Below are 25,711 nucleotides of genomic sequence, written 5' to 3'. Positions count from 1 at the left end.
AGAATCACCCTGTTTTTATGTTTTTTGTATATTAAGGATATAATCAATGATATAATCAGCAACATTTATGCCTGTACAATCATACATATTTCGAATATGTGCATTGGAATTTATTTCACAAATAATAGGGTTGCCATCTATTCCGAAGAGCAAATCGACTCCAGCGAAGTCAGCACCAATAGCCTTTGTTGCCGCAACAGCCATTTCCATTTCTTTTTCAGATGGTTGATAGGCTTGTGTAGTTCCTCCTGCAGTTACATTTGCACGAAAATCATCTGGAGCAGTCCGTATCATCGCAGCAACTACTTTATCCCCAACAACATGTAAACGCATATCCTTTCCATAGCTGGAATCGATGAATTCCTGAAAAATAAAGGCCTTTCCCTGTAATGATGAGACCTTTTGCTCTAATTCATCTATGGTATGAACTAAATAAACCTGTTCACCAAAGGATCCGAATGCTTCTTTTAATATCATTGGTAGACCTAATGTATTTATAGCCCCTTGACAGACATCATGATCTATTTCAATGTCATTTGTAAAAATTTTGGGGGCAATAATTGTTTTCGGTATTGGTAGATTATCTGCTGATAAAGCTTGATAGGTTAAAATTTTATCATCACTAATTCGAATGGCGTCAGAACAGTTATAAACACGTATTCCCATTTGTTCTAGCTGCGTAGCAAGATAAATATCTTTGTCTGTGAAAATTACAAAGTCAGGTATTTGATGACCATCATTAAAAATTAATCCTGTATGATGGCTAGTTAAATATGGTAAAAGTTCGTTATTTTTCCATATTGTTGTAGTAATACCTTTTTGACTAGCTGCAGTCTTTAACCATTCGGCAAAATCTAAGAATTTATTTCCTTGTAAGTACCCGTTGTATATGATCCAACCGTTTATTTCCAATTTATTCGTTCCTTTCTCATTCTTGTATGTCAATGCTATACTAATTTTACATTCGTTAGTTATTATTTCTCTGAAAGTATGTGATGAAGTTATGTTTAACAATTTTATGGAAGTAGAAACGTATTTTAATGAACGGAAGGCATTCGGAATAAAACCTGGTTTAGATCGAATTAAGACGCTACTCCAGTTATTAGATAATCCCGAAAGGAAAACCCAAGGCATTCATGTAGCTGGGACAAATGGAAAGGGTTCCACTATTCAATACATAAAAAACGCACTAATCCAGAATAACTACAAGGTAGGTGTATTTGTTTCTCCTAGTTCAAGCGGTCTCACGGGCCACATATTTATCAATGAACAGCCGATTCAAAAAGAAACTTTTGTAAGGTTGTTGAATGTTATGTATCCGGTGATAGCTAAACTGGATGAAAAAAACGAACATCCTACTGAATTCGAGATTATAACAGTTCTTGCTTTTCTATACTTTGCAGATTCTGTCGATTTTGCGTTAATCGAAACTGGTATGGGTGGTAGAGAGGATACAACAAATTGTTTTGTACCCATGCTATCTATTATAACAAATGTCAGCCGTGACCATATGACATTTTTAGGAGATTCGGTTCAGAAAATTGCTTCCCACAAGGCTGGAATTATGAAGTATAAGACACCAGCCATTATTGGGCCAATGTCAAATGAAGCGATGCAAGTGATTGAGCAAGAAGCAGCAACGAATAAAGTAAATTTATCACGATTTGGACAAGAATTCCAAATTTTTGAATGTCATGATACACATTTTTGTTGGAAGAACCGATTATATAATAAATTGGATGTTTCTCTTCAAATGCTGGGAAAACATCAACAAATCAACGCAGCACTTGCTATTATGGCAATAGTTAAATTGACTGAATTAGGAACTTCTATTGACCTTGATTTAGCTGTAAATGGTGTGGAGAACACACAAGTTCCGGGTCGATTTGAAATTATTCATCGAAAACCCCAAATTATCGTAGATGGAGCGCACAATGAAGCCGGTATTCAGGCATTTATAGATGCTGTAAAAACTGTAGATCATGCGCAGAAAAAACATATTATCTTTGCTGCTTTTAAAGATAAGGATATACCAGTGATGTTAAAACTACTCCAGGAAAAATTTGAAACGATCACTTTAACAACATTCGACCATCCGCGGGCAGCGACCCTGGTGGAACTAGCTAAATATGTAAATCATAGAAATACCGTTTTGGCGGAAAATTGGAAAGAGGTAATTGATACAACCTTATATTCGTCAAAACAGGACACTGATTTTTTCGTAACAGGTTCTTTAGATTTTATATCAAAAGTTAAAAATTATATAGCTAAATTATAGGGCTTATGGTATGTTGATATTATCTGAAAGTTTCTAATAAATAGGTACAAAGTTTTAATTTAAATGATTATCAGTAGAAAGGAGGGGCGCATTGCACATGATATCAGAAAATAGAATAAATTTATTATTGGTTACTTGGGTGATTTTTTGGCCACTTAGCCTTCTAGCTACATACAATTATACCTATATAAATATCCACGGTCATGTGATTGATATTCTATTATTTGGAGCTTTTATGTGCGTTGTTGCTTCTTTTCCCTTAATCATCAATAATGCACCTGTTTTCTTCGTGAATGGTATAAGTATAGCTGTATTCCTATCTTTTGGTCTTTTTGTTGAAATGATTCTAACGCAATTTGCTATTCTATTAGTTTTAGCTAGAGTAGGGGTGGGTAAAAAAGAATATTATCGATATCCGTTGAATTTGATTATGTTCTCCGCGGTGTCCTTAGTTGGAGCTCTCGTTTTTTGGTTATTAGGTGGAGACCATGGAGCAATAGATTTTACCAGTCTACAAGATATTATAGCCATATTTGGATATGCTCTAACTATTTGTGTTGTCAATCAATTGTTTATAAAGATGAACCACCGGATTTTCTATCAACAGAAGGTTAAATTGTTTGATAAAGGATTTCTATGGGATATACAATCTTCGCTAATTGTACTGCCCGTAGGTTTTGTATTATTTGTTTTATATACGGAAATTGGAAGAATTGCGATCTTTTATATGGGAATTCCATTTGTAGTGATTTCTATTATTCTTAAACTTTTATATTCCTATCAGGAGATTAATCGATATTTGGGGCAAACAGGTGAAATAGGACATCAGCTAACGAAACGAATGGAAGTCAATCAAGTATATGATGTTTTCATTAATAAACTAGGTCGCCTTATCCCGTTGGATTGTGCGTATATATATATGGTTGCTGACGACCATCTTGAATTAGTAAGATTTTATGATATAAAAAACAAAATAATACCAATGCATGAACAATTAACAAAAGATGAAGCATTTAGTGGAAAGGTTTGGGCTAACAAGAAGCCAATTGTATATAATAATTCTAAGGAATGGGAAACAATAACTAACTCAAAGATTCCCGCCGATATGGAAAGTGTTATATCACTTCCAGTAGAATATAATAATGGAATTATTGGTGTTGTAACAATAATATCTAAAGAAAAGAAGGCGTTTGGAAAAGTTCATAATCGAATTCTAGATATATTAACGAACTATTTTGGTGTAGCGATTGAAAATGCTAAAAACTATGAGATTACAAAGGCGAATAGTGAAAAAGATGGACTTACTAAACTATATAATTATCGATATTTCAACAACGTTGTAGAAGAGTATGGTTCAACTATATCGGGAAATAGTGCGTATTCGTTAATTTTATTAGATTTAGATCACTTTAAACAGGTAAATGACTCCTATGGACATGAAGCTGGTAATGAAATTTTATGTCAGTTTGCAGATCGTTTAACGGAATTCATTGGTGAAAAGGGCTTGGTCGCAAGATATGGTGGAGAGGAATTTGTGGTATCACTTCCACATGTCGACTTAGCGTTAGCACATGATATGGCAGAATCAATTCGCGCCTTGATTGCAGATAGCCCATTTCCTGTTAAGAAACATATTTTACCTCATGACGATGTTGAGAATGTTTCTATCACAGCAAGCATTGGTGTTGCTGCTTACCCAGATCATTGTGAATCACCAAATGAGCTGGTTCGACATGCTGACCGGGCAATGTACCTTGGCGCAAAACAACGTGGTAGAAATAAAGTAGCAATTTATCAGGAATTACAACCTAACTAAGTTTTTTTAGTACATAAATAACCTAATCTTGTATATATTTTTTTCGCGATTTTTGTTGAATAGTTTTTAATAGGCACTGACAAAACTCGTCTTACTTTTCAAGTTTCATATGATAGAGTATAGAAAACTTGGGAAAGTGAGGGGAAAAAGTGAATAGAAAAACTATAATAGTTTGGATGGACGGTAAAAAAACAAGGATTTCCAAAAACAAGAATTCTGATCAAAATAGTCAACATCCTCATATAAACACTGAACAAGCAGCCGCTCGAGAAGATAATAAAGAGATTGAGCCAGTCCCCACATATATTAGACAAAATACGTTTGATGAAGAAGTACCTTTAAAAAATAGCAAAAGAAAAAACACCAAAATATATAAACACATATTTGTTGCAGCCATTTCAGCGATTTTACTAGGTGTAGGTTTGGGCATCTTTATGTTAAATATGTTCACGAATATAGATGCAAATGCTGTTAATGGTAAAGTGAATTTACAAACTGATACGTCAAACACCAGTAATAGTGGGGCTGCAGCCTCTGATCTTTCAACTTACACATTAAAAAGTATTCAGGCATTTGTACTTCAGGCTGGTCTTTTTAATGATGAGTCAAATGTAACAGTTGTGCAGGACAAATTTAAGAAGGCTGGATTTCCGACGATGGTATGGAAACGTGATACCCAATATTATCTTTTTGCTAATCTAGCTGAAACAAAAGATCAAACAGATAGCCAAAAAGCAACGTTTAAGGAATTGAACCTGGATACATTCGCGAAAAAGTGGGCGACTAACGAAGTAGAGATAGAGTTAACAGAAGCTGAGTATAATTGGATTCAGGACTTTCATACACTTTGGAATGCTTCCTTGAAGGATGTATCAAAGAATCAGACATTCTCCTCTAAAGATTGGAATAAATGGATAGAGTCGTATCCTGACAATGGAAAAAATACGACACAATTTTATGAGAATGTACAAAGCCTTAAGACCAATATTGATAAAGCTAGTGAAAGCTCAGCACCAATTATTTTATTAAACCTTTGGAATCAATATGAAAATTTTGTATTGAAATAAAGATAATGGATTGCATGATTAACGTCAATGATGTACTTTTCCATTTTGTTTCCTAATTTACCTTGTAAATTGTCTTTTTCCCTATGGTGAAAAGTGAATTTTTAAGTTAAATTATCACTATAAAATGGAATTTTATTCATTTGTTGAAACAGTCATTCCTCGCTATGATATTTTCATCTATCAAAGGAGGAAAAATAATGACTATACCATCCATAATGATCAAAGATGTACCGAAAGAGGATCGACCAAGGGAAAGATTGTTAAAACTGGGATCTGGTCATTTATCAAATCAAGAGCTATTAGCAATACTACTTGGTACGGGAACAAAAGAAGAGTCGGTTATGACTTTATCCCAGCGAATTCTAATGCATTTCGAAGGGCTGAAATTATTAAAAGATGCGACTATTGAAGAGCTGATGGCGATAAAAGGAATTGGTGAAGCGAAAGGTGTATTAATACTTTCGGCAATTGAAATTGGTAAACGCATGAACCAATATAAGCCGAATGAAAGATACGTGATTCGCTCTCCGGAAGACGGTGCGGATTATGTCATGGAAGAAATGCGTAATTTACATCAGGAACACTTTGTCGTTTTATTTCTTAATACCAAGAATCAAATTATTCATAACCAAACTATATTTATTGGAAGCCTGAATGCATCAATTGTTCACCCAAGAGAGGTATATCGTGAGGCTGTTAAGCGTTCCGCTGCATCTATTATTTGTGCACATAACCATCCATCTGGGGATCCTACCCCTTCCCAAGAAGATATACATGTAACCCGCCGATTAGTTGAATCAGGTAAAATGATTGGAATCGAACTTCTTGACCATTTAATTATTGGTGATCGAAAATTTGTTTCACTAAAAGAAAAAGGCTACTTATAACACTATCTATTTTTATAATTTTTTCGTATAATTATAAGGACAAACAAAACAGCGCCATTTTTCAATTGCTATTGAAATTGGCGCTTATTAAGATTATGAATCAAGATGTGGAATTTACATTTATCGCAGTTTTACTGCCTGTATAATCTAGGTGGTTCAACTAACTCTCAGTGGGGCCCTGAATAAGGTTTCATTTTATGAACTGAAATACATAGTTTTATACTGGTTTCACGTTGCATAAACTAATTTTAATCGATATAGTAAAACTACATATAATAGACAGAGACGAATAGAGAGAGTTGGAAAGGAAGATCTTTTTTGGGGATATTTAATTTTTCACAAGATTTAGGGATAGATTTGGGGACAGCTAATAGCCTTGTTTTTGTAAAAGGTAAAGGTGTGGTCGTGCGTGAGCCATCAGTTGTCGCTAAAGATATTGAAACGGGTCAGGTAGAAGCTGTGGGTAGTTCTGCTCGGAATATGATTGGTAGAACTCCAGGTAATATATCTGTTATTCGCCCAATGAAGGACGGGGTTATTGCTGATTATGAGACAACAGCTATAATGATGAAATACTATATTAAAAAGGCTATGAAAAATCGATCATTTTTTGCTAAAAAACCAAATGTCATGATATGTGTTCCCTCTGGTATTACAATGGTGGAAGAGCGAGCGGTAATTGATGCAACTAAACAAGCGGGAGCGAAGGATGCTTTCCCAATTGCAGAACCATTTGCTGCAGCAATAGGTGCCGGACTTCCGGTCTGGGAACCTACGGGTAGTATGATTGTAGATATTGGTGGCGGAACAACCGAAGTTGCAGTAATATCACTCGGTGGGGTTGTTACTAGCGAATCTATTCGTATAGCGGGGGACAAAATGGATGAAGCTATTATTTCCCATATAAAAAAGAGCTATAGCTTAATGATTGGTGAAAGATCAGCTGAATCTATAAAAATGGATCTAGGCACTGCGGGAGAAGTTGTCGAAGATGTGGAAATGGATATCCGTGGTCGCGATTTATTAACAGGATTACCAAAAACCATAACGATTTCAACCAAAGAAATTGCAGATTCGTTAAAAGATATAGTGGATGCTATTGTTGAATCTGTGAAGGATACGCTGGAAAAAACACCACCAGAGCTAGCAGCGGACATAATGGACCGTGGAATTGTACTATCTGGCGGTGGTGCTCTTTTAAAAAATTTAGATAATGTTATTAGTGATGAGACAAAAATGCCTGTTTTTGTAACGGATGATCCATTAGACAGCGTTGCTATTGGTACAGGTAAATCTTTAGAATACATTCAACACTTTCGTTCCCATCCGAATGTATCTTCTCGTCCAACCGTTGATTAAGAAGTAGGTGTAGTTATGCCGTTTTTTCGTAAAAAGCGCTTGTTTATAATTTTAATTGGAATCATAATTTTGGTTGTATTGATTGGATTCTCTTTAAAGGAAAGAGATCAATTGACTACTCCCGAACAGTTTATCAAAGACACAGTTGGATGGGCACAAAGTGTTGTACATACACCGGTTAAATTTATAACGGATATATTCACTAATATCGATGATTTGAAGGATACGTATAAAGAAAACCAAATACTTAAAGAAAAACTTTCACAATATAAAAGTTTGATTTATGAGGTTCAAGAAATAAAAGAAGATAATAAAGAATTGAGAAAGACATTGGATAAAACCAACTCCATTCGAGATTTTAATCCAATACAAGCTACAGTTATGTCGCGAACTCCAGAGCGTTGGGTAGAGCAAATTACGATTAATAAAGGATTGCAAGATGGTGTTAGGTCGAATATGGCAGTAATTACTGCTGACGGGATGGTAGGTAAAATCCAGACCGCTTCACAATTCTCATCAACTGTGCAACTGTTAACCGGTTTTGACCAGTTTAACCGCATTTCTGCTACTATTTCTCGAAAAGAAGGAAATGACATCTTCGGTTTAATAGAAGAGTACGATAAAGAAACGAATTCCCTGCATTTTAAAATCATAGAGGAATCGGAGGCAGATTTAAAAAAGGGAGAGAAAGTCTTTTCTTCTGGGATGGGTGGAGTTTTCCCAGCAGGACTATTTATTGGAACAGTTAAAGAGGTTGTGCCAGATCAATATGGGTTAACCCAAACAGCTCTAGTTGAGCCGGCAGCAGATATGTTTGAAATAAATAATGTGATAGTAGTTGATCGGACATTAAAGGAGAATGATAAGACAGATGCAGTTCAGGAGGAAAAGGAATAATGAAACGTTTATACCTCCCACTCATTCTTTTTGTCTTTGTTATACTAGAAGGTGTCGCAATAGAATTGTTACCACCTAGCTTTGTTATGAATGATTTATTAATCATTCCACATTGGGTGTTTATCTTTTTATTGTATATTGCAATATTTTATGATACCGATCAAACATACTTTTCCGTGTTATATGGTGCAATCTTCGGTATGTTAATTGATATTGTGTATACAGGAGTTTTAGGTGTTTATATGTTTGCATATGCATTTAATATTTATGTCATGCATGGTATCAGGAAATTATTACATGCCAACTTTTATGTGACGATTTTATTAGGTATATTTGGTATATCGTTAACTGATTTTACCATTTTCCTTATATTTACTGTAGTTGGGCTTACGGATATGGCCCTTGTGGATTATTTGATTTATCGTCTTATACCTACAATATTAGCTAATTTATTATTTTTACTGGTATTGTATCCTATTACCAAAAATCGTTTGGTACAGTGGCAAGATGAGCAAATTTCTAAAAGCAATTAACGAATTTAATGAGGTGAACTTATCATGCTCAACAAGAAACAACTAATTACAATAAAGGGTACTAGAGATGGGCTCACTCTATTTATAGATGATTCTTGCTCCTATGATGAAGCATATAACGACTTGCGTGAAAAGTTAACAAATAATAGACCAAAACAAGATGAACCCGTAGTTTCTGTAAGTGTTAAATTAGGAAATCGCTACTTGAATCAAGCACAAGAAGAAGAATTAAAGAAATTAATTTGTAATGGAAATCATTTTATCGTGGAGTCTATTAAATCTGACGTTGTCGCCCGCGGGGATGCACTTCAGTGGATGGAAGAAAGTGAAGTTAAAACGATTAATCGAATTGTTAGATCGGGACAAGTAATAGAAGTGAAGGGCGATTTATTATTGATAGGTGATGTAAACCCGGGCGGAAAAGTTGAATCAACCGGAAACATTTATATCATGGGTAGTTTACTTGGAACTGCTCATTCCGGGATAGATGGTAATCGTGATGCAATCATCGCAGCTTCCTTTATGAAACCCAGTCAGCTCCGAATTGCAGATTATATCAGTCGGGCACCAGATTATGAGTCTGAAGGTGTATACATGGAATGTGGCCGAATTGATGAAAAGCAAGATAAAATTGTTATTGATAGACTTCAAGCTCTTTCACATAAGCAAATTGATTTGAGTGGGTTCGAGAGGAGAATGAATAATGGGTGAAGCAATTGTAATCACGTCTGGTAAGGGTGGCGTTGGTAAGACAACTACAACCGCAAATGTAGGTACTGCACTCGCATTAATGGAAAAAAAGGTATGTTTAATTGATACCGACATCGGACTTAGAAATCTTGATGTGATAATGGGTTTAGAAAATCGAATAATCTATGATATTGTGGATGTTATTAATGGTAGATGTAAATTAAAGCAAGCATTAATCAAGGATAAACGATTCGATGATTTAGTGTTATTACCAGCAGCACAGACTAGTGATAAATCTGCCCTAACAACTGAGGGCATGAAAAAGATTATAGCAGAACTTAAACAAGACTATGATTATATCATTGTAGATTGCCCAGCAGGGATTGAGCAAGGCTTTCAAAACGCAGTAGCTGGTGCCGATAAAGCAATCGTTGTCACTACACCAGAGAAATCTAGTGTTCGGGACGCTGATCGAATTGTTGGTTTACTAGAAAAAGAGGAAATGGACCGACCTAGCCTTGTAATCAATCGAATTCGTAACCATATGATGAAAAATGGAGATATGCTTGAGGTAGACGAAGTCCTCCAAATCCTTTCTATCGACCTAATTGGGATTGTCATTGATGATGATGAAGTTATTAAGGCTTCTAATCAAGGGGAACCTATAGCACTTCATCCAAACTCAAAAGCATCCATATCTTATCGTAACCTAGCAAGAAGAATTCTCGGTGAAACAGTACCATTGCAATCGCTTGAGGATGATAAGAGTATGTTTAAGAGAATTAAAAGTTTTTTGGGAATGCATTCCTAAATTTCACCAGATGCAAGAAACGAATCCGTTTCTTGCATCTTTTTTTACTTTAATGGAGCCTTTAACATATCTTGTCCAATTGTTTCATACAATTTAAAAGAAGTATGACAAAGGACGGTGAATTTAATGAACCCAAGAGTAAATAAAGTTCGTAAGTCAATTTCCGCTCGTAAAAAAACTCGCGGTGTAACAAGTTCTGATTCAAACAAAAGTCAATTTCCAAATTTCCAACTTCAAGAGGAAGAGAAGCATGGGTACTTTCCAATGTTTACCGATAGTACAACACCAATGAGAAATAAGAGTAAAATGGTATCTGGCTTTATTTTGAAGGGTATATTATCAAGCATTCTATTCCTTGGAACTGCATTACTATTGCAAACAAATAATGACATGTTGGAGAAGCCCAAAATGATGGCAAGTAGTCTATTAACAAATGAGTTCCCGTTTGCGAAAGTAAATCAGTGGTATCAGCAAACTTTCGGTACACCAGTAGCATTGACACCTAAAAAAAATGAAACGACTACTAATAATGCTTCATTAGCTCTTCCAGTTTCAGGAAGTATATCAGAGTCCTTTCAAGCAAATGGGGAAGGAGTATTGATAACACCTGATGAAGCGTCTTCTATTTCTGTGTTGCGTGAAGGCGTAATAATCTTTGCTGGCAATGACTCGGAAACGAATAAAACGATTATCGTACAGCATGCAGATGGAAGTAAGTCTACTTATGGATTTCTAAGTGATATAAATGTTCATTTGTATCAATCTGTTGAAAGCAATCAAGTAATCGGTAAGTTTGTACCTTCAAAAGAAAGTAAAAACGTTTATTTCGCTATCGAAAAAAACGATGAATTCGTGGATCCTGTACAGGTGATAGAAGTTGATGACCTTCCTTAAAATAATTCCAACTATCCATATTCATCCTATATTAATTATTTTTCTTTTTATTGGATTCATTACAGGTACATTCATGGAAATAGTTATCATGCTGGGAATTGTATTGTTTCATGAGATTGGGCATTACATAATGGCAATTTCATTCAAATGGAGAATAAAAAGTATAACATTATGGGTTTTTGGTGGTGTTATGGATACCGATGAACATGGTAATAGACCTCTATATGAAGAAGCATTAGTAAGTATTGCTGGTCCACTTCAACATGTATTTATTTACCTTTTTATTATTATACTTGCTCCAATGAATGTGGTTCCAAATTCAATTATAGAGCTTATTATGTATTACAATAATGTTATCTTGTTTTTTAATTTGTTACCAGTCTGGCCACTAGATGGTGGGAAGTGTCTTTTTACCTTGTTATCAGCTTTTATCCCATATAAAAAAGCACATACAATTATGATTTTGGTATCGATTTTGGTATGTGTTTGTATCTTGTTAACGCAATTGTTTATTTTGCCATTCACACTAAGCTCAATCTTCATTATTTTATTTATTCTTTTGGAAAATAGGACTGAATGGAAACAACGATATTATGTATTCCTTCGTTTTTTATCGAGGCGTTTTTATGGTACGAATCAATCGAGACGATTATCTCCTATAAAAGTATCTGATAAGAATACCTTGTTTGATGTCTTTTCATTGTTTATTCGTGAAAAAAAACATATTATTTATATATCCTATCCTGATAATCGGGAGACAAGCATCGGCGAGAAGGATTGTCTCAATAGTTATTTCCAGGAAAAACACTATAATATAACGGTTGGAGAAGTAAAACGAATGGGTTAAATTATAGGGTGAAAGCTTGACATATTCTACTAAAACATGATAATATCAATACGTTATTCATCGTAGCACCACATGCTACAACCGCACAGAACAGGTTATAAACTTTTAAAGTATTTTAAAGTACCTGTATGGCGAGTCTTGGTCAATTAGGGAGGTGCAGTATATGTACGCAATTATCGAAACAGGTGGTAAACAAATCAAAGTAACAGAAGGCGAAGAAATCTTTGTAGAAAAAATTGTTGGAGAAGATAATGATTCTATAACTTTCGAAAAAGTTCTTTTTGTTGGTGGAGATGATGTTAAAGTTGGCGCTCCATATGTAAGTGGCGCAACTGTAACTGCTAAAGTTGAAAAGCATGGTCGTCAAAAGAAGATCACAGTTTTCAAATATAAGCCAAAGAAAAATTATCACCGTAAGCAAGGTCATCGTCAACCATATACAAAATTAGTTATTGATAAAATTAACTTATAAAGGTACGTGTATATGATCCAGGTCACTGTTTATCGTAAGGCAAATCAAATTGAGGCATTTAGAATTTCAGGGCATGCTGATAGTGGACCATATGGTTATGATTTAGTATGTGCTGGTGTTTCCGCAGTATCATTTGGGGCAATAAATGCAGTTATGAAGTTGTGTGATACAGACTTGGAAATTGAACAAGCAAATGAAAGTGGATATCTTCATGTATCGCTCCCAAGTCATTTACATAAAAATGAATTGGAAAAGATGCAGGTCTTGTTCGAAAGTATGATTATTTCACTTGAAACAATTGAACAGGAATATGGTCAATTTATAACGATACAAAGTAAATAAGGAGGTGCAGCAAAATGCTACGTCTAGATTTACAATTTTTCTCACAGAAAAAAGGTGCAGGTAGCACAAAAAACGGTCGTGACTCTGAGTCCAAACGTCTAGGTGCTAAACGTGCAGATGGCCAGTTTGTTACTGGAGGATCCATTTTATACCGCCAACGCGGGACTAAAATTTATCCTGGTGAAAACGTAGGTCGTGGTGGAGATGATACACTTTTCGCTAAGGCTGATGGTGTTGTGAAATTCGAACGCTATGGTCGTGATCGTAAAAAGGTTAGTGTTTATCCAACTGCTCAAGAAGCATAAATCACATGTAAAACTCCAATCGGTTAGCTGATTGGAGTTTTTTATATACCTTATTAAAGAGTTATGTAGTCTAAGGATTTCTTCATAAAATTTTGTGGAAAACCAAGTTTTTCTAGGAGATTATTACGCTTTTGTTAATTATCTGCTATACTTTTCATATTGATGGAGGGATATTAGTGGAAGAAAAAGAGGTTATGGATTTACTACGCTATTACCGACACGATATTATGAATGATTTGCAAATTGTTCATGCCTATACAAGTATGGGGAAATTGGAAAAGGTTGAAGAAAAGCTAGCAACATATATGGCTCATTTTGATGAAGAACGAAAGCTCATGAATTTAAATGCACCAAATCTTGCTCTTTGGTTAATTCCATTTAATTCTATACATCCAAATTTCCGATTTACATACGCTATTCGTGATGAAAAGTTAGACATATCTGATATAGATGAAAAACTTACAACGGATTGTCAATATTGCATTACGTGTTTAGAGGAAATAACACATGATCAAGAATTGTATGAAGGTGAATTAGTACTTGAATATCTTAAGCAAAGGAAACAAATTCAAGTAGTTCTTACCTTACATGGATCTTTTTCAGATTTAATAAGTGCAAAAATACCGGCAGAAATGAAAAATATTACACTGCAAAAGAGTGAGAATTACATCACTTGCACGGTAACTAACCAATGGAACAGAAAAGGTGAAGAATAATGTTTGTAGATCAGGTAAAGGTTTTTGTAAAAGCTGGTGATGGTGGCAACGGGCTTGTAGCCTATCGTAGAGAAAAGTATGTACCAAAAGGTGGCCCTGCAGGCGGTGACGGCGGTAACGGTGGCGACGTTATTTTTGAAGTTGATGAAGGCCTAAATACTTTAATGGATTTTCGTTATAATAAACATTTCAAAGCTAAACGTGGAGAAGGTGGAATGAGTAAAAATCAGCATGGAAAAAATACGGCAGCATTAATTGTGCCTGTTCCTCCCGGTACAACGGTTCTTGATGAAGAAACAAACGAGGTCATTGCTGACTTAATACATCATGGCCAACAAGCAATCATTGCACAAGGCGGTAGGGGTGGACGCGGTAATTCTCGTTTCGCTTCCCCTCGTAATCCTGCGCCTGATATGGCTGAGAACGGGGAGCCTGGAAAAGAGCGTAACATTAAGGTTGAATTGAAGCTTATCGCTGATGTTGGTTTAGTAGGTTTTCCAAGTGTAGGTAAATCTACACTTTTATCAGTTGTCAGTGCTGCACGGCCAAAAATTGCTGATTATCATTTTACAACACTTGCACCTAACTTAGGAGTTGTTGAAACAAGTGACCATCGTAGTTTTGTTATGGCTGATTTACCTGGATTGATTGAAGGAGCGAGTGAAGGTATAGGCTTAGGTCATCAATTTTTAAGACATGTGGAGCGTACAAGGTTAATTGTACATGTGATTGATATGGCAGGTACAGAAGGTCGAGACCCATATGAAGACTTCGTAAAAATTAATGAAGAGTTAAAGGAATATGATGTTAAGCTTACAGATCGACCACAAATAATTGCAGCTAATAAGATGGACATGCCTAATGCTGAAGAAAATTTGAAGCTGTTTAAGGAACAAATCAATGATACTTATCCAGTATATTCAATTTCTGCTTTGACGAAAGGTGGATTAAAAGATATTTTATTTGCAATTGCAGATAAATTAGAAGAAATTCCAAAAACGAGTACAACGATTAAAGATAAAGATGAAAAAGTTGTTTATCGATACCAAAAAGAAGAAGAACCATTTTCAATTTCACGTGACCCTGATGGTGCCTATGTATTAAAAGGTATAAAAATAGAAAAACTTTTCAAAATGACGGACTTTAATCATGATGATGCGGTTCAACGCTTTTCACGTCAGATGCGTGGTATGGGTGTCGATGAAGCACTGAGAAAACGCGGTGCAAAAGACGGCGACACGATCCGATTATTAGATTATGAATTTGAATTTATAGAATAAAGTTTCAATTTATAAAATGCTACCTATTCCATTGTGGGAGTGAGGTAGTATTTTTTTTATTAGTTCAACTTTTTCTAGGTTCCTGCATATGTTGTTAAAGAATGGTTAGCCCAGATTTTAAACAGCTAGGAAAGGAGATTGAATTAGTTTGAAAATACACATTGTAAAAAAGGGGGATACATTGTGGGAAATTGCCAATAATTATAATGTCAATTTTGAGCAATTAAAAGAACTCAACTCACAATTATCTAGCCCTGATATGATTATGCCTGGAATGAAAATCAAAGTACCTAGTAGTGCAAAACCGGTTAAAAAGGAAGGTATGCAAGTAAAAGAAAAGGAGATGGTGAAAACTCCATATAAGGATATTTCTCCAAAGCCTTTACCAGTTATAAAGGAAGATGAAAAGGAAAAGCCAAAGGCACAACCAATGCCAAAGCCACAGCCACCACAGCAAAAGCCAATTTCGAAGCCAAAGGTGGAACAAAAACCACCTATGTATCATATGCCAATCATGGACCAAGACATGTATCACTATACAACCAATATAAACTTCACACAAATGCCACCACAGCCGCCGCAACCAAAAAAAGAAGTTAAACATCATGAGAAAAAGCACCCTATGCCTCAACACATGCCAATGGCAATTCCGATGTGCTGTTATCCTATGCATCCAATGCATCACCACATGCATCATCCAATGCACCATCCCATGCATCATGGGCAAGTATCACCAATGCATATGCCACAACAAAAGCCTGTGCCACATAAACCTTGTGGTTGTGCAGGAGAAAAGCCTCCTTTTCAGAATAATGTAATGGGTATGTATGATGAAGAGCCAGAAATGGAAATGCCTAAAAAGCCGGAATATAAATATGATGAAATGAAGAACAATCATCATTATGGTGGATTCAATAATTCGTATCCCCGAATGGATACAAATCAAGAGCAAGGAAATCCGTATCCTGCACCTCCTGGGTTTCAACCATTCCCTACCGCTTCATTCAGAGACGATGAGGATGAAAATAATAACGAATAAGGAAAAATGGGAGACGAGATTACAGTCAATCGTCTCTCTTTTTGTTGCATATTTTTTTCAGAAATTATCAAACAATGTTAAGATAATAGGTAAAATTGTTTTACATAAAGGAGCTTAATAATAAATGGAAGAAAAAATAGAAAAGGTAGTGCAGTGGCTACGAGATCAAGTTAAAGAAGCAAATGTAAAAGGATTATTAGTGGGTGTGAGTGGTGGTTTAGACTCTGCGGTTGTTGCAAATTTAATTAAACTTGCAGTGCCTGAACATTCGCTAGGGGTTATTATGCCGCTTGATAGTAGTCCAGATAGTGTGACGCATGCTGAAAAAGTAATTGAAAAGTGTGGTATTGATACTATCACAATTGATTTATCGGAAACACATAAAGTCATGTATAACCAGATTCAGGAAAAATTAAAACAAAAAAACGAATGGCAAGAAATAAACGACCAATTATCTAATGCAAATCTTCGTGCACGTTTACGTATGAGCACAGCCTATGCTTTAGCAACAAATTACAATTATTTAGTGGTAGGTACTGATAACGCTTCTGAATGGTATACCGGATATTTTACTAAATATGGTGATGGTGGGGTTGATATTTTACCAATCGTTGAATTCACTAAACAAGAGGTACGGGAAATGGCACGTGCGCTAGGAGTACCAGATGAAGTTGTCAATAAAAAGCCAAGTGCAGACTTATGGGAAGGTCAAACAGATGAAGCAGAAATGGGAACAACCTATGACAAAATTGATGCATTTTTAAAAGGAGAGGAAATTCCTGCTCATGATCAAGAGGTCATTGAAAAAATGCATCAACGAACTGAACATAAACGGAAAGCTGCAAACCAATTTCGATTTCAAAACTAAAAATATATTCCTATAATTAACTAGGGTAAAAAACACCTCTTTTAAACATGCTAAATGTGAAGGAGGTGTTTTTTGAATGAAACTTAGATATGGCTTATTGTTTGTTGCAATTGTAGCCACTGGGTGTGCAAATGACGAAAGTAATGAAGCGAAGAACGATGAACAAATTCAGTCACAAACCATAAATTACGAAACAAAAAACGAACAGAATGATCGACTTGGTCTACGGGACCAGACCATAGGTGAAAAAGGCGGTTATGAACAGTCAGAACAAAAACAAATAAACAGAGGTGATAAACAAGAAGGAGACAACACGGACATATTCACAAATGAGCAATCGAAGGCTATCTCAGACCATTTAAGGAAACAACGTGATATTAAACTTGCTCAAGTAGCAGTTACTGATGAAAAAGTAGTAGTAGCAGTGATGTTAGATGAGCATAACAACCATGAAATTAGCGATGATATTGAAAAGGAAGTCCGTAAATTTGAGCCAAATAAAACCATTGTAGTCTACACGGATGATAATCATTGGGATCGGATGAGTAATTTGAAGGCTAGACATAAGCAATCGACTTTTCCAGATGATTTAAAAGATGACATGAAGCGATTCTTTAATCCTGATCGTTAATGAAAAAACCTTTGTGATTAAGCAAAGGTTTTTTCATTAGAATAATTCTTTGTTTATATGAAGGTGAAAATTTGATATAGTAAAGGAAGAAACTTTCTAGAGAGGAGAATGTCCAATGGCTGGTCATTCTAAATGGAAGAATATACAAAAAAGAAAAAACGCTCAGGATGCTAAAAAAGGTAAAGTTTTCATGCGTCATGCCAAAGATATATATACAGCGGCAAAGCAAGGTGGAGGGGATATTGCAACGAATGCTTCACTACGTTTGGCGGTTGATAAAGCGAAGGCTGATAACATGCCGAGTGACAATGTAGAGCGTGCAATTAAAAAAGCTACTGGAACCCTTGATGGTGCCAGTTTTGAAGAAATTACATATGAGGGCTATGGGCCAGGCGGTGTTGCTGTCATTGTTCATATTTTAACCGATAATAAGAACCGTACTGCAGCTGAGATTCGTCATGCGTTTAAGAAAAATAACGGGAATCTTGGGGAAAGTGGATGTGTAGCCTTTATGTTTGATCGGAAAGGATACATTGTAATAGGAAATGAAGATGGAAACATCAATGAAGACGATATTACGCTTCAAGCAATTGAAGCGGGTGCTGAGGACATTGTTGTTGAAGATGATTCCTATGAAATCTATACTACCCCTGAAGATTTTGAAGAGGTTCGTAATCATTTAAATGAATTAGACTATACTATTTCCGACTCAGAAGTCACGTTAATCCCACAAACGTATAGTTCATTACCTGAAGACGATGAACAAAAAATGTTAAATTTAATTGATATGTTGGAAGATAATGAAGATGTGCAGGATATTCATCATAATTTAGAATTGAGTTAACAAAAGTGAAACTTCATTCAATGGGGGTATTACTACCCGTCAAATTGCGATAAAACTTCTATCCCATCTTGCGGATGGAAGTTTTTATATTGCTTAATGGTATAAGTGTAACTGTACGCTGGATTATTTTAATATGTTAAAATAGAAATAGGATCTATCAGAGGAGAAGAATTTATGATTGCATACATAAAGGGGAAAGTTACATATATTCAAGATGATTCAGTCATCGTTGATGTGCAAGGGGTTGGGTATGAGATTTTATGTGCCAATCCTTTTGTTTTTCAAACTTCACTGAATGAAGAGGTGCTGATATATACGCACCATCATGTACGAGAAGATGCACAGGTATTGTATGGTTTTAAAAACCAAGGCCAGAAGTCACTTTTCACAAAACTTTTACAAGTATCTGGTATTGGTCCAAAAGGTGCGCTTGCCATTTTAGGATCCGTTAATGTCAGTGATTTTGTTGCAGCTGTTGAACGGGAAGATGATAAATTCCTGACTAGTTTTCCTGGTGTAGGTAAAAAAACAGCACGACAAGTTATTTTAGACTTGAAAGGAAAGCTAACAACAATGCTTTCTATTTCAGATCAACCAACTACTGACAATACCATAGAGAATGACACATTTGAGGGTCTATCTGAAGCACAAGAGGCTTTACGGGCATTAGGATACTCTGAAAAAGAGATAAAAACAGTCATACCACAATTACAGAAAGAAAGCACATCAAATACAGATGAAATCATTCGAAAGGCTTTGTCATTATTAATGAAAAATTAACAAGGGGGGATATTAATGGAGGAACGTATGGTCACAGGTGAATTACAGGAGGAAGATTCTACTGTTGAGCTCAGTCTTCGCCCCACAACACTTAACCAATACATCGGACAAGATAAAGTAAAAGAAAACCTACATATCTTTATTCAAGCTGCTAGGATGCGTGAGGAACCGTTAGATCATGTTCTCTTATATGGGCCACCAGGCCTCGGGAAAACAACGCTAGCAGCTATCATAGCGAACGAGATGGGCGTGCAATTTCGTTCTACCTCTGGACCTGCGATTGAACGCGCAGGAGATTTAGCTGCGATACTCTCATCACTCGAGCCAGGAGATGTCTTATTTATCGATGAGGTGCATCGGTTACCAAGATCCGTTGAGGAAGTCTTATATCCCGCTATGGAAGACTTTTTCCTTGATATTGTCATCGGAACCGGTCCAAGTGCACGTTCTGTTAGAATTGACCTACCGCCTTTCACATTAGTGGGTGCAACGACGAGAGCTGGATTGTTATCAGCACCATTAAGAGATCGTTTTGGTGTACTAAGTAGACTTGAATATTATGAAGTAAAGGATTTGTGTTCCATTGTTGAACGTACAGCTGATATATTTCAAACAACTATAACAAAAGACGCAGCAAGAGAGGTTGCTGGAAGGTCAAGAGGAACGCCACGGATCGCGAATCGGCTTTTGAAACGAATTCGGGATATATCTCAGGTTAAGGGAGAAAAAGAAATTAGCCTTTCAACAACAGACTTGGCATTAGAAATGCTTCAAGTAGATGATGTTGGTCTAGATCATATTGACCATAAGCTTTTAAAGAGCATTATTGAAGGTTTTCAAGGTGGTCCAGTTGGATTAGATACAATTGCAGCCACAATTGGTGAAGAATCACAGACTATAGAAGACGTATATGAGCCATACTTATTACAAATAGGATTTATTCAGCGTACACCTAGAGGAAGGGTTGCTACGCAAAAGGCCTATAACCATTTTGGGATAAAAGGACCTGAGTAACATGAGTATGGGAAAATTATTTATTATTTTAGGTATTGTATTTATTGTTATTGGAGTTATTTGGACATTTTTTGGTAAACTGCCAGGCGATATTAGTTTTAAACGAGGCAACTTTTCCTTTCATTTTCCAATAATGACATCCATTGTAGTAAGTATAGTACTATCCATTATTTTATTTTTAATAGGAAAATTCAAGTAAAAAAAGCGGAAGCGCCCGGTTATTACCATATGACCTGGACTAAGAAAGGGTATGGAGTAGCACCATGGATATAAATGATTTTGATTTTGATTTACCAGAAAAACTAATTGCACAAACACCATTAATGGATCGGACAGCCTCACGACTATTAGTAATGAATCGTGAATCGAAACAAATAGAACATCAGCACTTTTCCGACATTAAAAGTTACCTTAAAGAAGGGGACTGTTTGGTTCTAAATGATACACGAGTCCTGCCTGCACGATTGTATGGTATAAAAAAAGATACAGGTGCAAAAATGGAAGTATTACTCCTTCATCAACAACAAGAAGATTGCTGGGAAGTACTAGCTAAACCTGCAAAGAAAATTAAAGTAGGTACTGAGCTGGTGTTTGGTGATGGCAAGCTTCAAGCTACTTGCCTGGAAACAAAAGAACATGGCGGACGGATTCTGCAGTTTAGCTATGAAGGTATTTTTTATGAAGTATTAGATGAACTTGGAGAAATGCCATTACCTCCATACATTAAGGAACAGCTACCTGAAAAAGAGCGTTACCAAACTGTATATGCAAAAGAACAGGGTTCAGCAGCAGCGCCAACAGCAGGCTTACATTTTACGAATGAATTGTTAGATGAACTGAAGGATATGGGTGTTACCATTGCATTTATAACATTGCATGTTGGACTTGGAACATTTCGACCTGTTAGTGTAGATAATATAGACGATCATACTATGCATTCAGAATTTTATCATATGACAGAAGAAACAGCCGAAACTTTGAAAGCAATTAGAAAAAATAAAGGCAGAATTATTTCTGTCGGTACAACATCTACGCGAACACTTGAAACGATTGCACGGGATAATGATGGTGAGTTTGTGGCATCAAGTGGATGGACAGATATTTTCATTTACCCACCCTATGACTTTCGTGCGATTGATGGGTTAATTACAAACTTTCACTTGCCAAAATCTACTTTAATTATGTTGGTGAGTGCACTTGTAGATCGAGAAAGTATACTGCGTGCATACAATGAAGCTGTGAATGAAGAATATCGTTTTTTCAGCTTTGGTGATGCCATGTTAATTATATAGATAAAGGAACGAATAAAATGACGCCAATAACGTATGAATTAATAAAGACATGTAAACAAACAGGTGCACGATTAGGTAAGGTGCACACTCCACATGGTTCATTTGATACGCCAATGTTTATGCCTGTTGGCACGCTTGCTACTGTTAAGACGATGAGCCCGGAAGAATTAAAAGAGATGGAAGCAAAAATAATTCTTTCTAATACGTACCATTTATGGCTTAGGCCTGGGGAGGATATCATTCAAGAGGCTGGTGGATTGCATAAGTTTATGAATTGGGACAGACCAATTCTAACCGATTCTGGAGGATTTCAGGTATTTAGTTTAAGTAAAATTCGTGAAATCAAAGAAGAAGGGGTACATTTTAGAAATCACATAAGTGGTGAAAAATTATTTCTCTCACCAGAAAAAGCGATGCATATCCAAAATGCACTTGGTTCAGACATCATGATGGCATTCGATGAATGTCCACCATTTCCCGCTACCTTTGAGTACATGAAATCTTCTGTAGAGCGTACATCAAGATGGGCGGAAAGATGTTTAGAAGCACATCAAAATCCGACTACCCAAGGCCTATTTGGTATTATTCAAGGCGGGGAATATGAAGAATTAAGAAAACAGAGTGCAAAAGATCTTGCATCATTAGACTTTCCTGGATATGCGATTGGAGGATTATCAGTCGGCGAACCAAAGGATATAATGAACCGGATGCTTGAATTTACCACTCCACTTATGCCCTCCAATAAGCCGCGTTATTTAATGGGGGTAGGATCACCAGATTCATTGATTGATGGTGCAATCCGCGGAATAGACATGTTTGATTGTGTTCTTCCTACACGTATAGCACGCAATGGGACATGCATGACATCGAATGGTAGACTTGTCGTTCGTAATGCAAAATATGCAAGAGACTTTTCGCCTATCGATGAAAATTGTGATTGTCATGTTTGTAAAAATTACACGCGAGCTTATATCCGACATTTAATTAAATGTAATGAAACATTCGGATTTAGGCTTACTACTTATCATAACCTGCATTTTCTGTTAAAATTAATGGAACAAGTACGAGCAGCGATAAGCGAGGATCGACTTGGTGATTTTAAAGAAGCATTCTTTGAGCAATATGGTTTCAATCAACCGAATGCAAAGAATTTTTAGAGAGGGGGGAACAAATTGGATACATTATATAGTCTACTTCCAATAATATTAATGTTTGTCATTTTTTACTTCCTGTTAATACGTCCGCAACAAAAACGTCAAAAACAAGTAAAACAAATGCAATCAGATCTTAAAAAAGGTGATTCAATCATTACAATAGGTGGATTTCATGCTACGATCCATGCAATTGATGAGTCTACAGTTATCATTGCAGCTGACGGAGTAAAGTTTACATATGATCGTTCTGCTATTCGCGAAGTTAGCAATTCAGCTGAATAATAGACACATAGTATATGATAAACGAAACGTAGTACAAGCAATGAATGATTTTGTTCATTGCTTGTTTCTACAACTGTACATACCAAAAATGAAGTTGATGCAAAAAAGCATCAACTTCATTTTTGGTTAATTATTTTCATTTCCTCCAACTGCATTTACACCAATTACTCCTCCTACAACCGCTACTAGAATAAATCCTAAATGATTCAAGGATTGTTCCATGGAAAACGTTTGTTGATAGCCTAAATATTGAACTGCAAATGTGAAAAAGGTGAAACCTAGACCGGTGATTCCACCGATTAACCAACCCTTATGTTTACCTTTAGTTCCGGCTACAATACCCCCAATGAATAATGTAATCAATCCAATCACTAGTGTTACCCAGGATAAAGTAGGTTCATTTAAAGGTGTAAATTTGAGTAAAAGTGCCAGTACTATACTGGATATAAAAATAAGTCCCAGAATAACAGTCCATCCATACGTTAAAGCAATAAATTGTTGCTTTCTCATATATTTTCCCCCTTGTTTGTCCTTGTACTGTCATTTTATTCATGACTTTTAAAAATAGACGAACAATATTTACTTAGCTGTAAACCATTTTGCTAAAAAAGGAATTTGTTTTAATTCATCTTTCGTAATAAATCTTAGTGCAAAAAGAAGTGTTAGATAAACAAGTGTTAAGATCAGGAATATACCTACTAGAATGATAAAGCTAGAATCCATTGAAATATAGATGCTTTTTAATATACGACCAATCCACCATGTTATTAGTAACAAACTTATCATTTTACCTAAATCCAAAAATGGGATAGAGAACTTTATTGTTTTTTGTAAAGTAGCTAAATGTAATAAAGTTACTAAGACAACACCAATTACCATGGCAAGCGCAACCCCGGTAATTCCAAATTTGGGACTTGAAGCTAAGACAAACAATGCGACAAACTTTATAAACGCTCCAATAAGGCTATTCCACATTGCCGGCTTCGCAAGATCCAATGCTTGTAAAGCTGCTTGAAGAGGAGATTGTATATAAAGTAGAAGAAAGAAAGGTGCCATTAGAACAAGAAAACTACTTGCATGGTCTGTCCCATACATATACATTAAAATTGGTGCTGCAAACAGAGATAAGACAATGGTGGCCAATGCACCAGATGCAAAGGATATTCGAATAGCCTGATGGATCCTGTAATGAATTAACTCTTTATTTTTTTTCGCACCAGCTTCACTGATGGAAGGTACTAATGTGATTGATAATGATTGTGTGATAAAAGTTGGTAGAAACAAAAGTGGTAAGACAAATCCTGTCAGCTCACCATATTGTTCTGTTGCAAGTTTACTAGCAATTCCAGCAATTGCTAAGCTTTGCATGACGATTATAGGTTCAAGGAAATAGGAAATAGATCCAATCATTTTACTTCCTGTAGTAGGTAACGCAATGGAAAAAAGTTCATTTAATGTATCCTTGCTTGATTTTAAATAGCTGAAGAAACGATATCGAATCTTTATTACTTTTCTCCGTTTAAATATATAAATAATAAAACTCAAGGAAACTATTTCACCAAGAATGACACTAATCATTGCACCTGCAGCAGCAAATTCAATACCATATGGAAGAAGTAGTTTAACAAAAAGGGCTACACAGCTAATCCGAACAACTTGTTCGATAACTTGTGAATAACTTTGTGGTTTCATATCTTGCAGTCCCTGAAAATAACCACGTATTACTGCTGAAATAGCCACAATCGGTATAATAGGACATATTGCTAATAATGGATAGATTGTGCGACTATCTGTTAATAAAGATGTAGCAATAAATGGTATAATAAAAACCAGTAGTATGGAAACAAGTACGCTTGTACAACCAGTAATAATTAATGAAACTATCAGTATCTCTTTAATCTTTTGTTGATTATTAGCGGCATCTGCTTCAGCGACACGTTTTGAGATTGCAACAGGTAGGCCAAGTTGTGTTATGGTAATAACTAAAAATAAAGTTGGAAGCGCCATCATGTATAGACCCACACCATCTGTACCCATTAATCGCGCTACAACTATCCGGTTTATAAAACCTAACAAACGCGTTATCATACCGGCTATAATTAAAATGATTGTTCCCTGTAAAAATGTTTGTTTGGTCATTATGAAAACCCTGCCTTCTCAAATAATAAAATTTCATATACAATGATATATATGCAATGGATGTGTCCAAGCATGACAAAAGATAGAATTTGGCTTCTGTACGTAACAGGGGAGGGAAATGCGCTTGGAAATTGTAAGGGGTGTTAATGAGTGGAAACAAATGATGGAACCCGCTTTAGAAAGTAAAAAGAGTGAATTTCAGTTGATGGGATATTCCCAGGCTTCAACCGAAGAAATATGGAATTGCTTGGTACAAAAGGTTTGGAAGGGTAATCCGTCAAAACGCGTATATGAGGTTGCACAAGATATTTTTCATCTTGCATCAAATGTCTATTTAAGCTATTTAACAGTTAAAGCATATGAAGATGATGATTTGATGGCCTCCATTCATGCCGTAACGAACATGAATGATAGCAAAAAAGAGTATTAAGTGAATACATATGTTAGGCTCTAGACAGAAAAGGGAGGCAATTT

The 25,711-nt window shown here is 35.8% G+C and carries 30 protein-coding genes and 1 other annotated feature; of the genes, 27 read left to right on the top strand and 3 right to left on the bottom strand.

Annotated elements, in window-relative coordinates; genetic code table 11:
• Positions 1 to 15: 15 nt before the first annotated feature.
• On the bottom strand, positions 16 to 912 hold the full coding sequence (locus LG329_RS03250; protein WP_404453272.1) for a RimK family alpha-L-glutamate ligase: 897 nt from the start codon (positions 910 to 912) through the stop codon (positions 16 to 18).
• Positions 913 to 1,003: 91 nt separating this feature from the next.
• Between LG329_RS03250 and LG329_RS03245 the strand changes: the two genes are divergently transcribed.
• The 26 genes from LG329_RS03245 to yajC all read left to right on the top strand — a co-directional run bounded on the left by LG329_RS03245 (position 1,004) and on the right by yajC (position 23,098).
• Positions 1,004 to 2,278: a bifunctional folylpolyglutamate synthase/dihydrofolate synthase gene (locus LG329_RS03245; protein WP_404453270.1), complete on the top strand. Its 1,275-nt coding sequence runs from the start codon at positions 1,004 to 1,006 to the stop codon at positions 2,276 to 2,278.
• A gap of 97 nt (positions 2,279 to 2,375) precedes the next feature.
• Positions 2,376 to 4,094 (top strand): sensor domain-containing diguanylate cyclase, encoded by a 1,719-nt coding sequence (locus LG329_RS03240; protein WP_404453267.1) that lies wholly within the window; start codon positions 2,376 to 2,378, stop codon positions 4,092 to 4,094.
• 149 nt (positions 4,095 to 4,243) lie between these two features.
• Positions 4,244 to 5,161 carry a hypothetical protein gene (locus LG329_RS03235; RefSeq protein ID WP_404453265.1) on the top strand — a complete coding sequence of 306 codons (918 nt, stop codon included), beginning with the start codon at positions 4,244 to 4,246 and terminating at the stop codon, positions 5,159 to 5,161.
• A gap of 197 nt (positions 5,162 to 5,358) precedes the next feature.
• Positions 5,359 to 6,048: a DNA repair protein RadC gene (gene radC / locus LG329_RS03230; protein WP_404453263.1), complete on the top strand. Its 690-nt coding sequence runs from the start codon at positions 5,359 to 5,361 to the stop codon at positions 6,046 to 6,048.
• A gap of 318 nt (positions 6,049 to 6,366) precedes the next feature.
• Positions 6,367 to 7,407, top strand: a complete 1,041-nt coding sequence (locus LG329_RS03225; RefSeq protein ID WP_404453262.1) for a rod shape-determining protein — start codon at positions 6,367 to 6,369, stop codon at positions 7,405 to 7,407.
• Between the two features lie 15 nt (positions 7,408 to 7,422).
• A complete protein-coding gene (gene mreC / locus LG329_RS03220) occupies positions 7,423 to 8,304 on the top strand; it encodes a rod shape-determining protein MreC (protein WP_404453259.1) in 882 nt (293 codons plus the stop codon).
• Positions 8,304 to 8,837 (top strand): rod shape-determining protein MreD, encoded by a 534-nt coding sequence (gene mreD / locus LG329_RS03215; RefSeq protein ID WP_404453256.1) that lies wholly within the window; start codon positions 8,304 to 8,306, stop codon positions 8,835 to 8,837. The genes mreC and mreD overlap by 1 nt, the downstream gene beginning before the upstream one ends.
• Positions 8,838 to 8,861: 24 nt before the next feature.
• Positions 8,862 to 9,548 (top strand): septum site-determining protein MinC, encoded by a 687-nt coding sequence (gene minC / locus LG329_RS03210; protein WP_404453254.1) that lies wholly within the window; start codon positions 8,862 to 8,864, stop codon positions 9,546 to 9,548.
• Positions 9,541 to 10,338, top strand: a complete 798-nt coding sequence (gene minD / locus LG329_RS03205; RefSeq protein WP_404453251.1) for a septum site-determining protein MinD — start codon at positions 9,541 to 9,543, stop codon at positions 10,336 to 10,338. The genes minC and minD overlap by 8 nt, the downstream gene beginning before the upstream one ends.
• A 126-nt stretch (positions 10,339 to 10,464) precedes the next feature.
• The gene (locus tag LG329_RS03200) at positions 10,465 to 11,232 is read left to right on the top strand and encodes a peptidoglycan DD-metalloendopeptidase family protein (RefSeq protein ID WP_404453248.1); all 768 of its coding nucleotides are present in this window, start codon (positions 10,465 to 10,467) and stop codon (positions 11,230 to 11,232) included.
• A complete protein-coding gene (locus LG329_RS03195; RefSeq protein WP_404453245.1) occupies positions 11,219 to 12,079 on the top strand; it encodes a M50 family metallopeptidase in 861 nt (286 codons plus the stop codon). Before LG329_RS03200 ends, LG329_RS03195 begins: the two co-directional genes overlap by 14 nt.
• 69 nt (positions 12,080 to 12,148) lie before the next feature.
• Positions 12,149 to 12,228 (top strand) — a sequence feature (ribosomal protein L21 leader region).
• Positions 12,229 to 12,242: 14 nt separating this feature from the next.
• Entirely contained in the window at positions 12,243 to 12,551 is a 309-nt protein-coding gene (gene rplU / locus LG329_RS03190; protein WP_404453242.1) for a 50S ribosomal protein L21, read from the top strand.
• Between the two features lie 12 nt (positions 12,552 to 12,563).
• Positions 12,564 to 12,893 carry a ribosomal-processing cysteine protease Prp gene (locus LG329_RS03185; protein WP_404453239.1) on the top strand — a complete coding sequence of 110 codons (330 nt, stop codon included), beginning with the start codon at positions 12,564 to 12,566 and terminating at the stop codon, positions 12,891 to 12,893.
• A 14-nt stretch (positions 12,894 to 12,907) separates the two neighbouring features.
• On the top strand, positions 12,908 to 13,198 hold the full coding sequence (gene rpmA / locus LG329_RS03180) for a 50S ribosomal protein L27 (RefSeq protein WP_404453236.1): 291 nt from the start codon (positions 12,908 to 12,910) through the stop codon (positions 13,196 to 13,198).
• Between the two features lie 176 nt (positions 13,199 to 13,374).
• Positions 13,375 to 13,914 carry a Spo0B domain-containing protein gene (locus tag LG329_RS03175; protein WP_404453234.1) on the top strand — a complete coding sequence of 180 codons (540 nt, stop codon included), beginning with the start codon at positions 13,375 to 13,377 and terminating at the stop codon, positions 13,912 to 13,914.
• On the top strand, positions 13,914 to 15,194 hold the full coding sequence (gene obgE, locus LG329_RS03170) for a GTPase ObgE (protein ID WP_404453231.1): 1,281 nt from the start codon (positions 13,914 to 13,916) through the stop codon (positions 15,192 to 15,194). Before LG329_RS03175 ends, obgE begins: the two co-directional genes overlap by 1 nt.
• 148 nt (positions 15,195 to 15,342) lie before the next feature.
• Complete coding sequence (locus LG329_RS03165; RefSeq protein WP_404453228.1) at positions 15,343 to 16,233, top strand: LysM peptidoglycan-binding domain-containing protein; 891 nt, start codon at positions 15,343 to 15,345, stop codon at positions 16,231 to 16,233.
• Between the two features lie 124 nt (positions 16,234 to 16,357).
• Positions 16,358 to 17,101, top strand: coding sequence for an NAD(+) synthase (gene nadE / locus LG329_RS03160; RefSeq protein ID WP_404453225.1), 744 nt, complete (start codon positions 16,358 to 16,360; stop codon positions 17,099 to 17,101).
• A gap of 76 nt (positions 17,102 to 17,177) precedes the next feature.
• Positions 17,178 to 17,732 carry a YhcN/YlaJ family sporulation lipoprotein gene (locus tag LG329_RS03155; protein WP_404453222.1) on the top strand — a complete coding sequence of 185 codons (555 nt, stop codon included), beginning with the start codon at positions 17,178 to 17,180 and terminating at the stop codon, positions 17,730 to 17,732.
• A gap of 115 nt (positions 17,733 to 17,847) precedes the next feature.
• A complete protein-coding gene (locus LG329_RS03150; RefSeq protein WP_404453219.1) occupies positions 17,848 to 18,576 on the top strand; it encodes a YebC/PmpR family DNA-binding transcriptional regulator in 729 nt (242 codons plus the stop codon).
• A 174-nt stretch (positions 18,577 to 18,750) separates the two neighbouring features.
• Positions 18,751 to 19,356, top strand: a complete 606-nt coding sequence (ruvA, locus tag LG329_RS03145; RefSeq protein WP_404453216.1) for a Holliday junction branch migration protein RuvA — start codon at positions 18,751 to 18,753, stop codon at positions 19,354 to 19,356.
• 15 nt (positions 19,357 to 19,371) lie between these two features.
• A complete protein-coding gene (gene ruvB, locus LG329_RS03140; RefSeq protein ID WP_404453213.1) occupies positions 19,372 to 20,370 on the top strand; it encodes a Holliday junction branch migration DNA helicase RuvB in 999 nt (332 codons plus the stop codon).
• A gap of 1 nt (position 20,371) precedes the next feature.
• Positions 20,372 to 20,569, top strand: coding sequence for a DUF2905 domain-containing protein (locus LG329_RS03135; RefSeq protein ID WP_404453210.1), 198 nt, complete (start codon positions 20,372 to 20,374; stop codon positions 20,567 to 20,569).
• 64 nt (positions 20,570 to 20,633) lie between these two features.
• Positions 20,634 to 21,662, top strand: a complete 1,029-nt coding sequence (gene queA, locus LG329_RS03130; RefSeq protein WP_404453207.1) for a tRNA preQ1(34) S-adenosylmethionine ribosyltransferase-isomerase QueA — start codon at positions 20,634 to 20,636, stop codon at positions 21,660 to 21,662.
• Between the two features lie 17 nt (positions 21,663 to 21,679).
• Entirely contained in the window at positions 21,680 to 22,819 is a 1,140-nt protein-coding gene (gene tgt / locus LG329_RS03125; protein ID WP_404453204.1) for a tRNA guanosine(34) transglycosylase Tgt, read from the top strand.
• Between the two features lie 15 nt (positions 22,820 to 22,834).
• Complete coding sequence (gene yajC / locus LG329_RS03120) at positions 22,835 to 23,098, top strand: preprotein translocase subunit YajC (RefSeq protein ID WP_404453201.1); 264 nt, start codon at positions 22,835 to 22,837, stop codon at positions 23,096 to 23,098.
• 126 nt (positions 23,099 to 23,224) lie between these two features.
• Here the strand turns inward: yajC and LG329_RS03115 are convergent, their stop codons facing one another.
• Together LG329_RS03115 and spoVB are read right to left on the bottom strand one after the other, a co-directional pair.
• Complete coding sequence (locus LG329_RS03115; RefSeq protein WP_404453199.1) at positions 23,225 to 23,608, bottom strand: TIGR04086 family membrane protein; 384 nt, start codon at positions 23,606 to 23,608, stop codon at positions 23,225 to 23,227.
• Positions 23,609 to 23,677: 69 nt separating this feature from the next.
• Entirely contained in the window at positions 23,678 to 25,237 is a 1,560-nt protein-coding gene (gene spoVB, locus LG329_RS03110; RefSeq protein ID WP_404453197.1) for a stage V sporulation protein B, read from the bottom strand.
• Between the two features lie 118 nt (positions 25,238 to 25,355).
• On the opposite strand from spoVB, the gene LG329_RS03105 reads away from it, so the two are divergent.
• Positions 25,356 to 25,667 (top strand): post-transcriptional regulator, encoded by a 312-nt coding sequence (locus LG329_RS03105; protein WP_404453194.1) that lies wholly within the window; start codon positions 25,356 to 25,358, stop codon positions 25,665 to 25,667.
• Positions 25,668 to 25,711 lie beyond the last annotated feature (44 nt).

Origin of the sequence: Virgibacillus necropolis, from assembly GCF_044793635.1 — a bacterium.
GTDB classification, from domain to species: Bacteria; Bacillota; Bacilli; order Bacillales; family Amphibacillaceae; genus Virgibacillus_F; species Virgibacillus_F necropolis_A.
The sequence above is the reverse complement of the archived record's forward strand: the minus strand, read 5'-3'. Positions and strand labels throughout refer to the sequence as shown.

What these genes read in the sequence shown, in the direction of transcription:
- LG329_RS03245 (WP_404453270.1), top strand. Translation starts at nt 1,004, where the DNA reads ATGTTTAACAATTTTATGGAAGTAGAAACGTATTTTAATGAACGGAAG.
- rpmA (WP_404453236.1), top strand. Translation starts at nt 12,908, where the DNA reads ATGCTACGTCTAGATTTACAATTTTTCTCACAGAAAAAAGGTGCAGGT.
- rplU (WP_404453242.1), top strand. Translation starts at nt 12,243, where the DNA reads ATGTACGCAATTATCGAAACAGGTGGTAAACAAATCAAAGTAACAGAA.
- LG329_RS03195 (WP_404453245.1), top strand. Translation starts at nt 11,219, where the DNA reads ATGACCTTCCTTAAAATAATTCCAACTATCCATATTCATCCTATATTA.
- mreC (WP_404453259.1), top strand. Translation starts at nt 7,423, where the DNA reads ATGCCGTTTTTTCGTAAAAAGCGCTTGTTTATAATTTTAATTGGAATC.
- LG329_RS03115 (WP_404453199.1), bottom strand. Translation starts at nt 23,608, where the DNA reads ATGAGAAAGCAACAATTTATTGCTTTAACGTATGGATGGACTGTTATT.
- radC (WP_404453263.1), top strand. Translation starts at nt 5,359, where the DNA reads ATGACTATACCATCCATAATGATCAAAGATGTACCGAAAGAGGATCGA.
- queA (WP_404453207.1), top strand. Translation starts at nt 20,634, where the DNA reads ATGGATATAAATGATTTTGATTTTGATTTACCAGAAAAACTAATTGCA.
- obgE (WP_404453231.1), top strand. Translation starts at nt 13,914, where the DNA reads ATGTTTGTAGATCAGGTAAAGGTTTTTGTAAAAGCTGGTGATGGTGGC.
- mreD (WP_404453256.1), top strand. Translation starts at nt 8,304, where the DNA reads ATGAAACGTTTATACCTCCCACTCATTCTTTTTGTCTTTGTTATACTA.
- LG329_RS03155 (WP_404453222.1), top strand. Translation starts at nt 17,178, where the DNA reads ATGAAACTTAGATATGGCTTATTGTTTGTTGCAATTGTAGCCACTGGG.
- nadE (WP_404453225.1), top strand. Translation starts at nt 16,358, where the DNA reads ATGGAAGAAAAAATAGAAAAGGTAGTGCAGTGGCTACGAGATCAAGTT.
- spoVB (WP_404453197.1), bottom strand. Translation starts at nt 25,237, where the DNA reads ATGACCAAACAAACATTTTTACAGGGAACAATCATTTTAATTATAGCC.
- ruvA (WP_404453216.1), top strand. Translation starts at nt 18,751, where the DNA reads ATGATTGCATACATAAAGGGGAAAGTTACATATATTCAAGATGATTCA.
- LG329_RS03240 (WP_404453267.1), top strand. Translation starts at nt 2,376, where the DNA reads ATGATATCAGAAAATAGAATAAATTTATTATTGGTTACTTGGGTGATT.
- minD (WP_404453251.1), top strand. Translation starts at nt 9,541, where the DNA reads ATGGGTGAAGCAATTGTAATCACGTCTGGTAAGGGTGGCGTTGGTAAG.
- ruvB (WP_404453213.1), top strand. Translation starts at nt 19,372, where the DNA reads ATGGAGGAACGTATGGTCACAGGTGAATTACAGGAGGAAGATTCTACT.
- minC (WP_404453254.1), top strand. Translation starts at nt 8,862, where the DNA reads ATGCTCAACAAGAAACAACTAATTACAATAAAGGGTACTAGAGATGGG.
- LG329_RS03105 (WP_404453194.1), top strand. Translation starts at nt 25,356, where the DNA reads ATGCGCTTGGAAATTGTAAGGGGTGTTAATGAGTGGAAACAAATGATG.
- LG329_RS03150 (WP_404453219.1), top strand. Translation starts at nt 17,848, where the DNA reads ATGGCTGGTCATTCTAAATGGAAGAATATACAAAAAAGAAAAAACGCT.
- tgt (WP_404453204.1), top strand. Translation starts at nt 21,680, where the DNA reads ATGACGCCAATAACGTATGAATTAATAAAGACATGTAAACAAACAGGT.
- LG329_RS03135 (WP_404453210.1), top strand. Translation starts at nt 20,372, where the DNA reads ATGAGTATGGGAAAATTATTTATTATTTTAGGTATTGTATTTATTGTT.
- LG329_RS03200 (WP_404453248.1), top strand. Translation starts at nt 10,465, where the DNA reads ATGAACCCAAGAGTAAATAAAGTTCGTAAGTCAATTTCCGCTCGTAAA.
- LG329_RS03185 (WP_404453239.1), top strand. Translation starts at nt 12,564, where the DNA reads ATGATCCAGGTCACTGTTTATCGTAAGGCAAATCAAATTGAGGCATTT.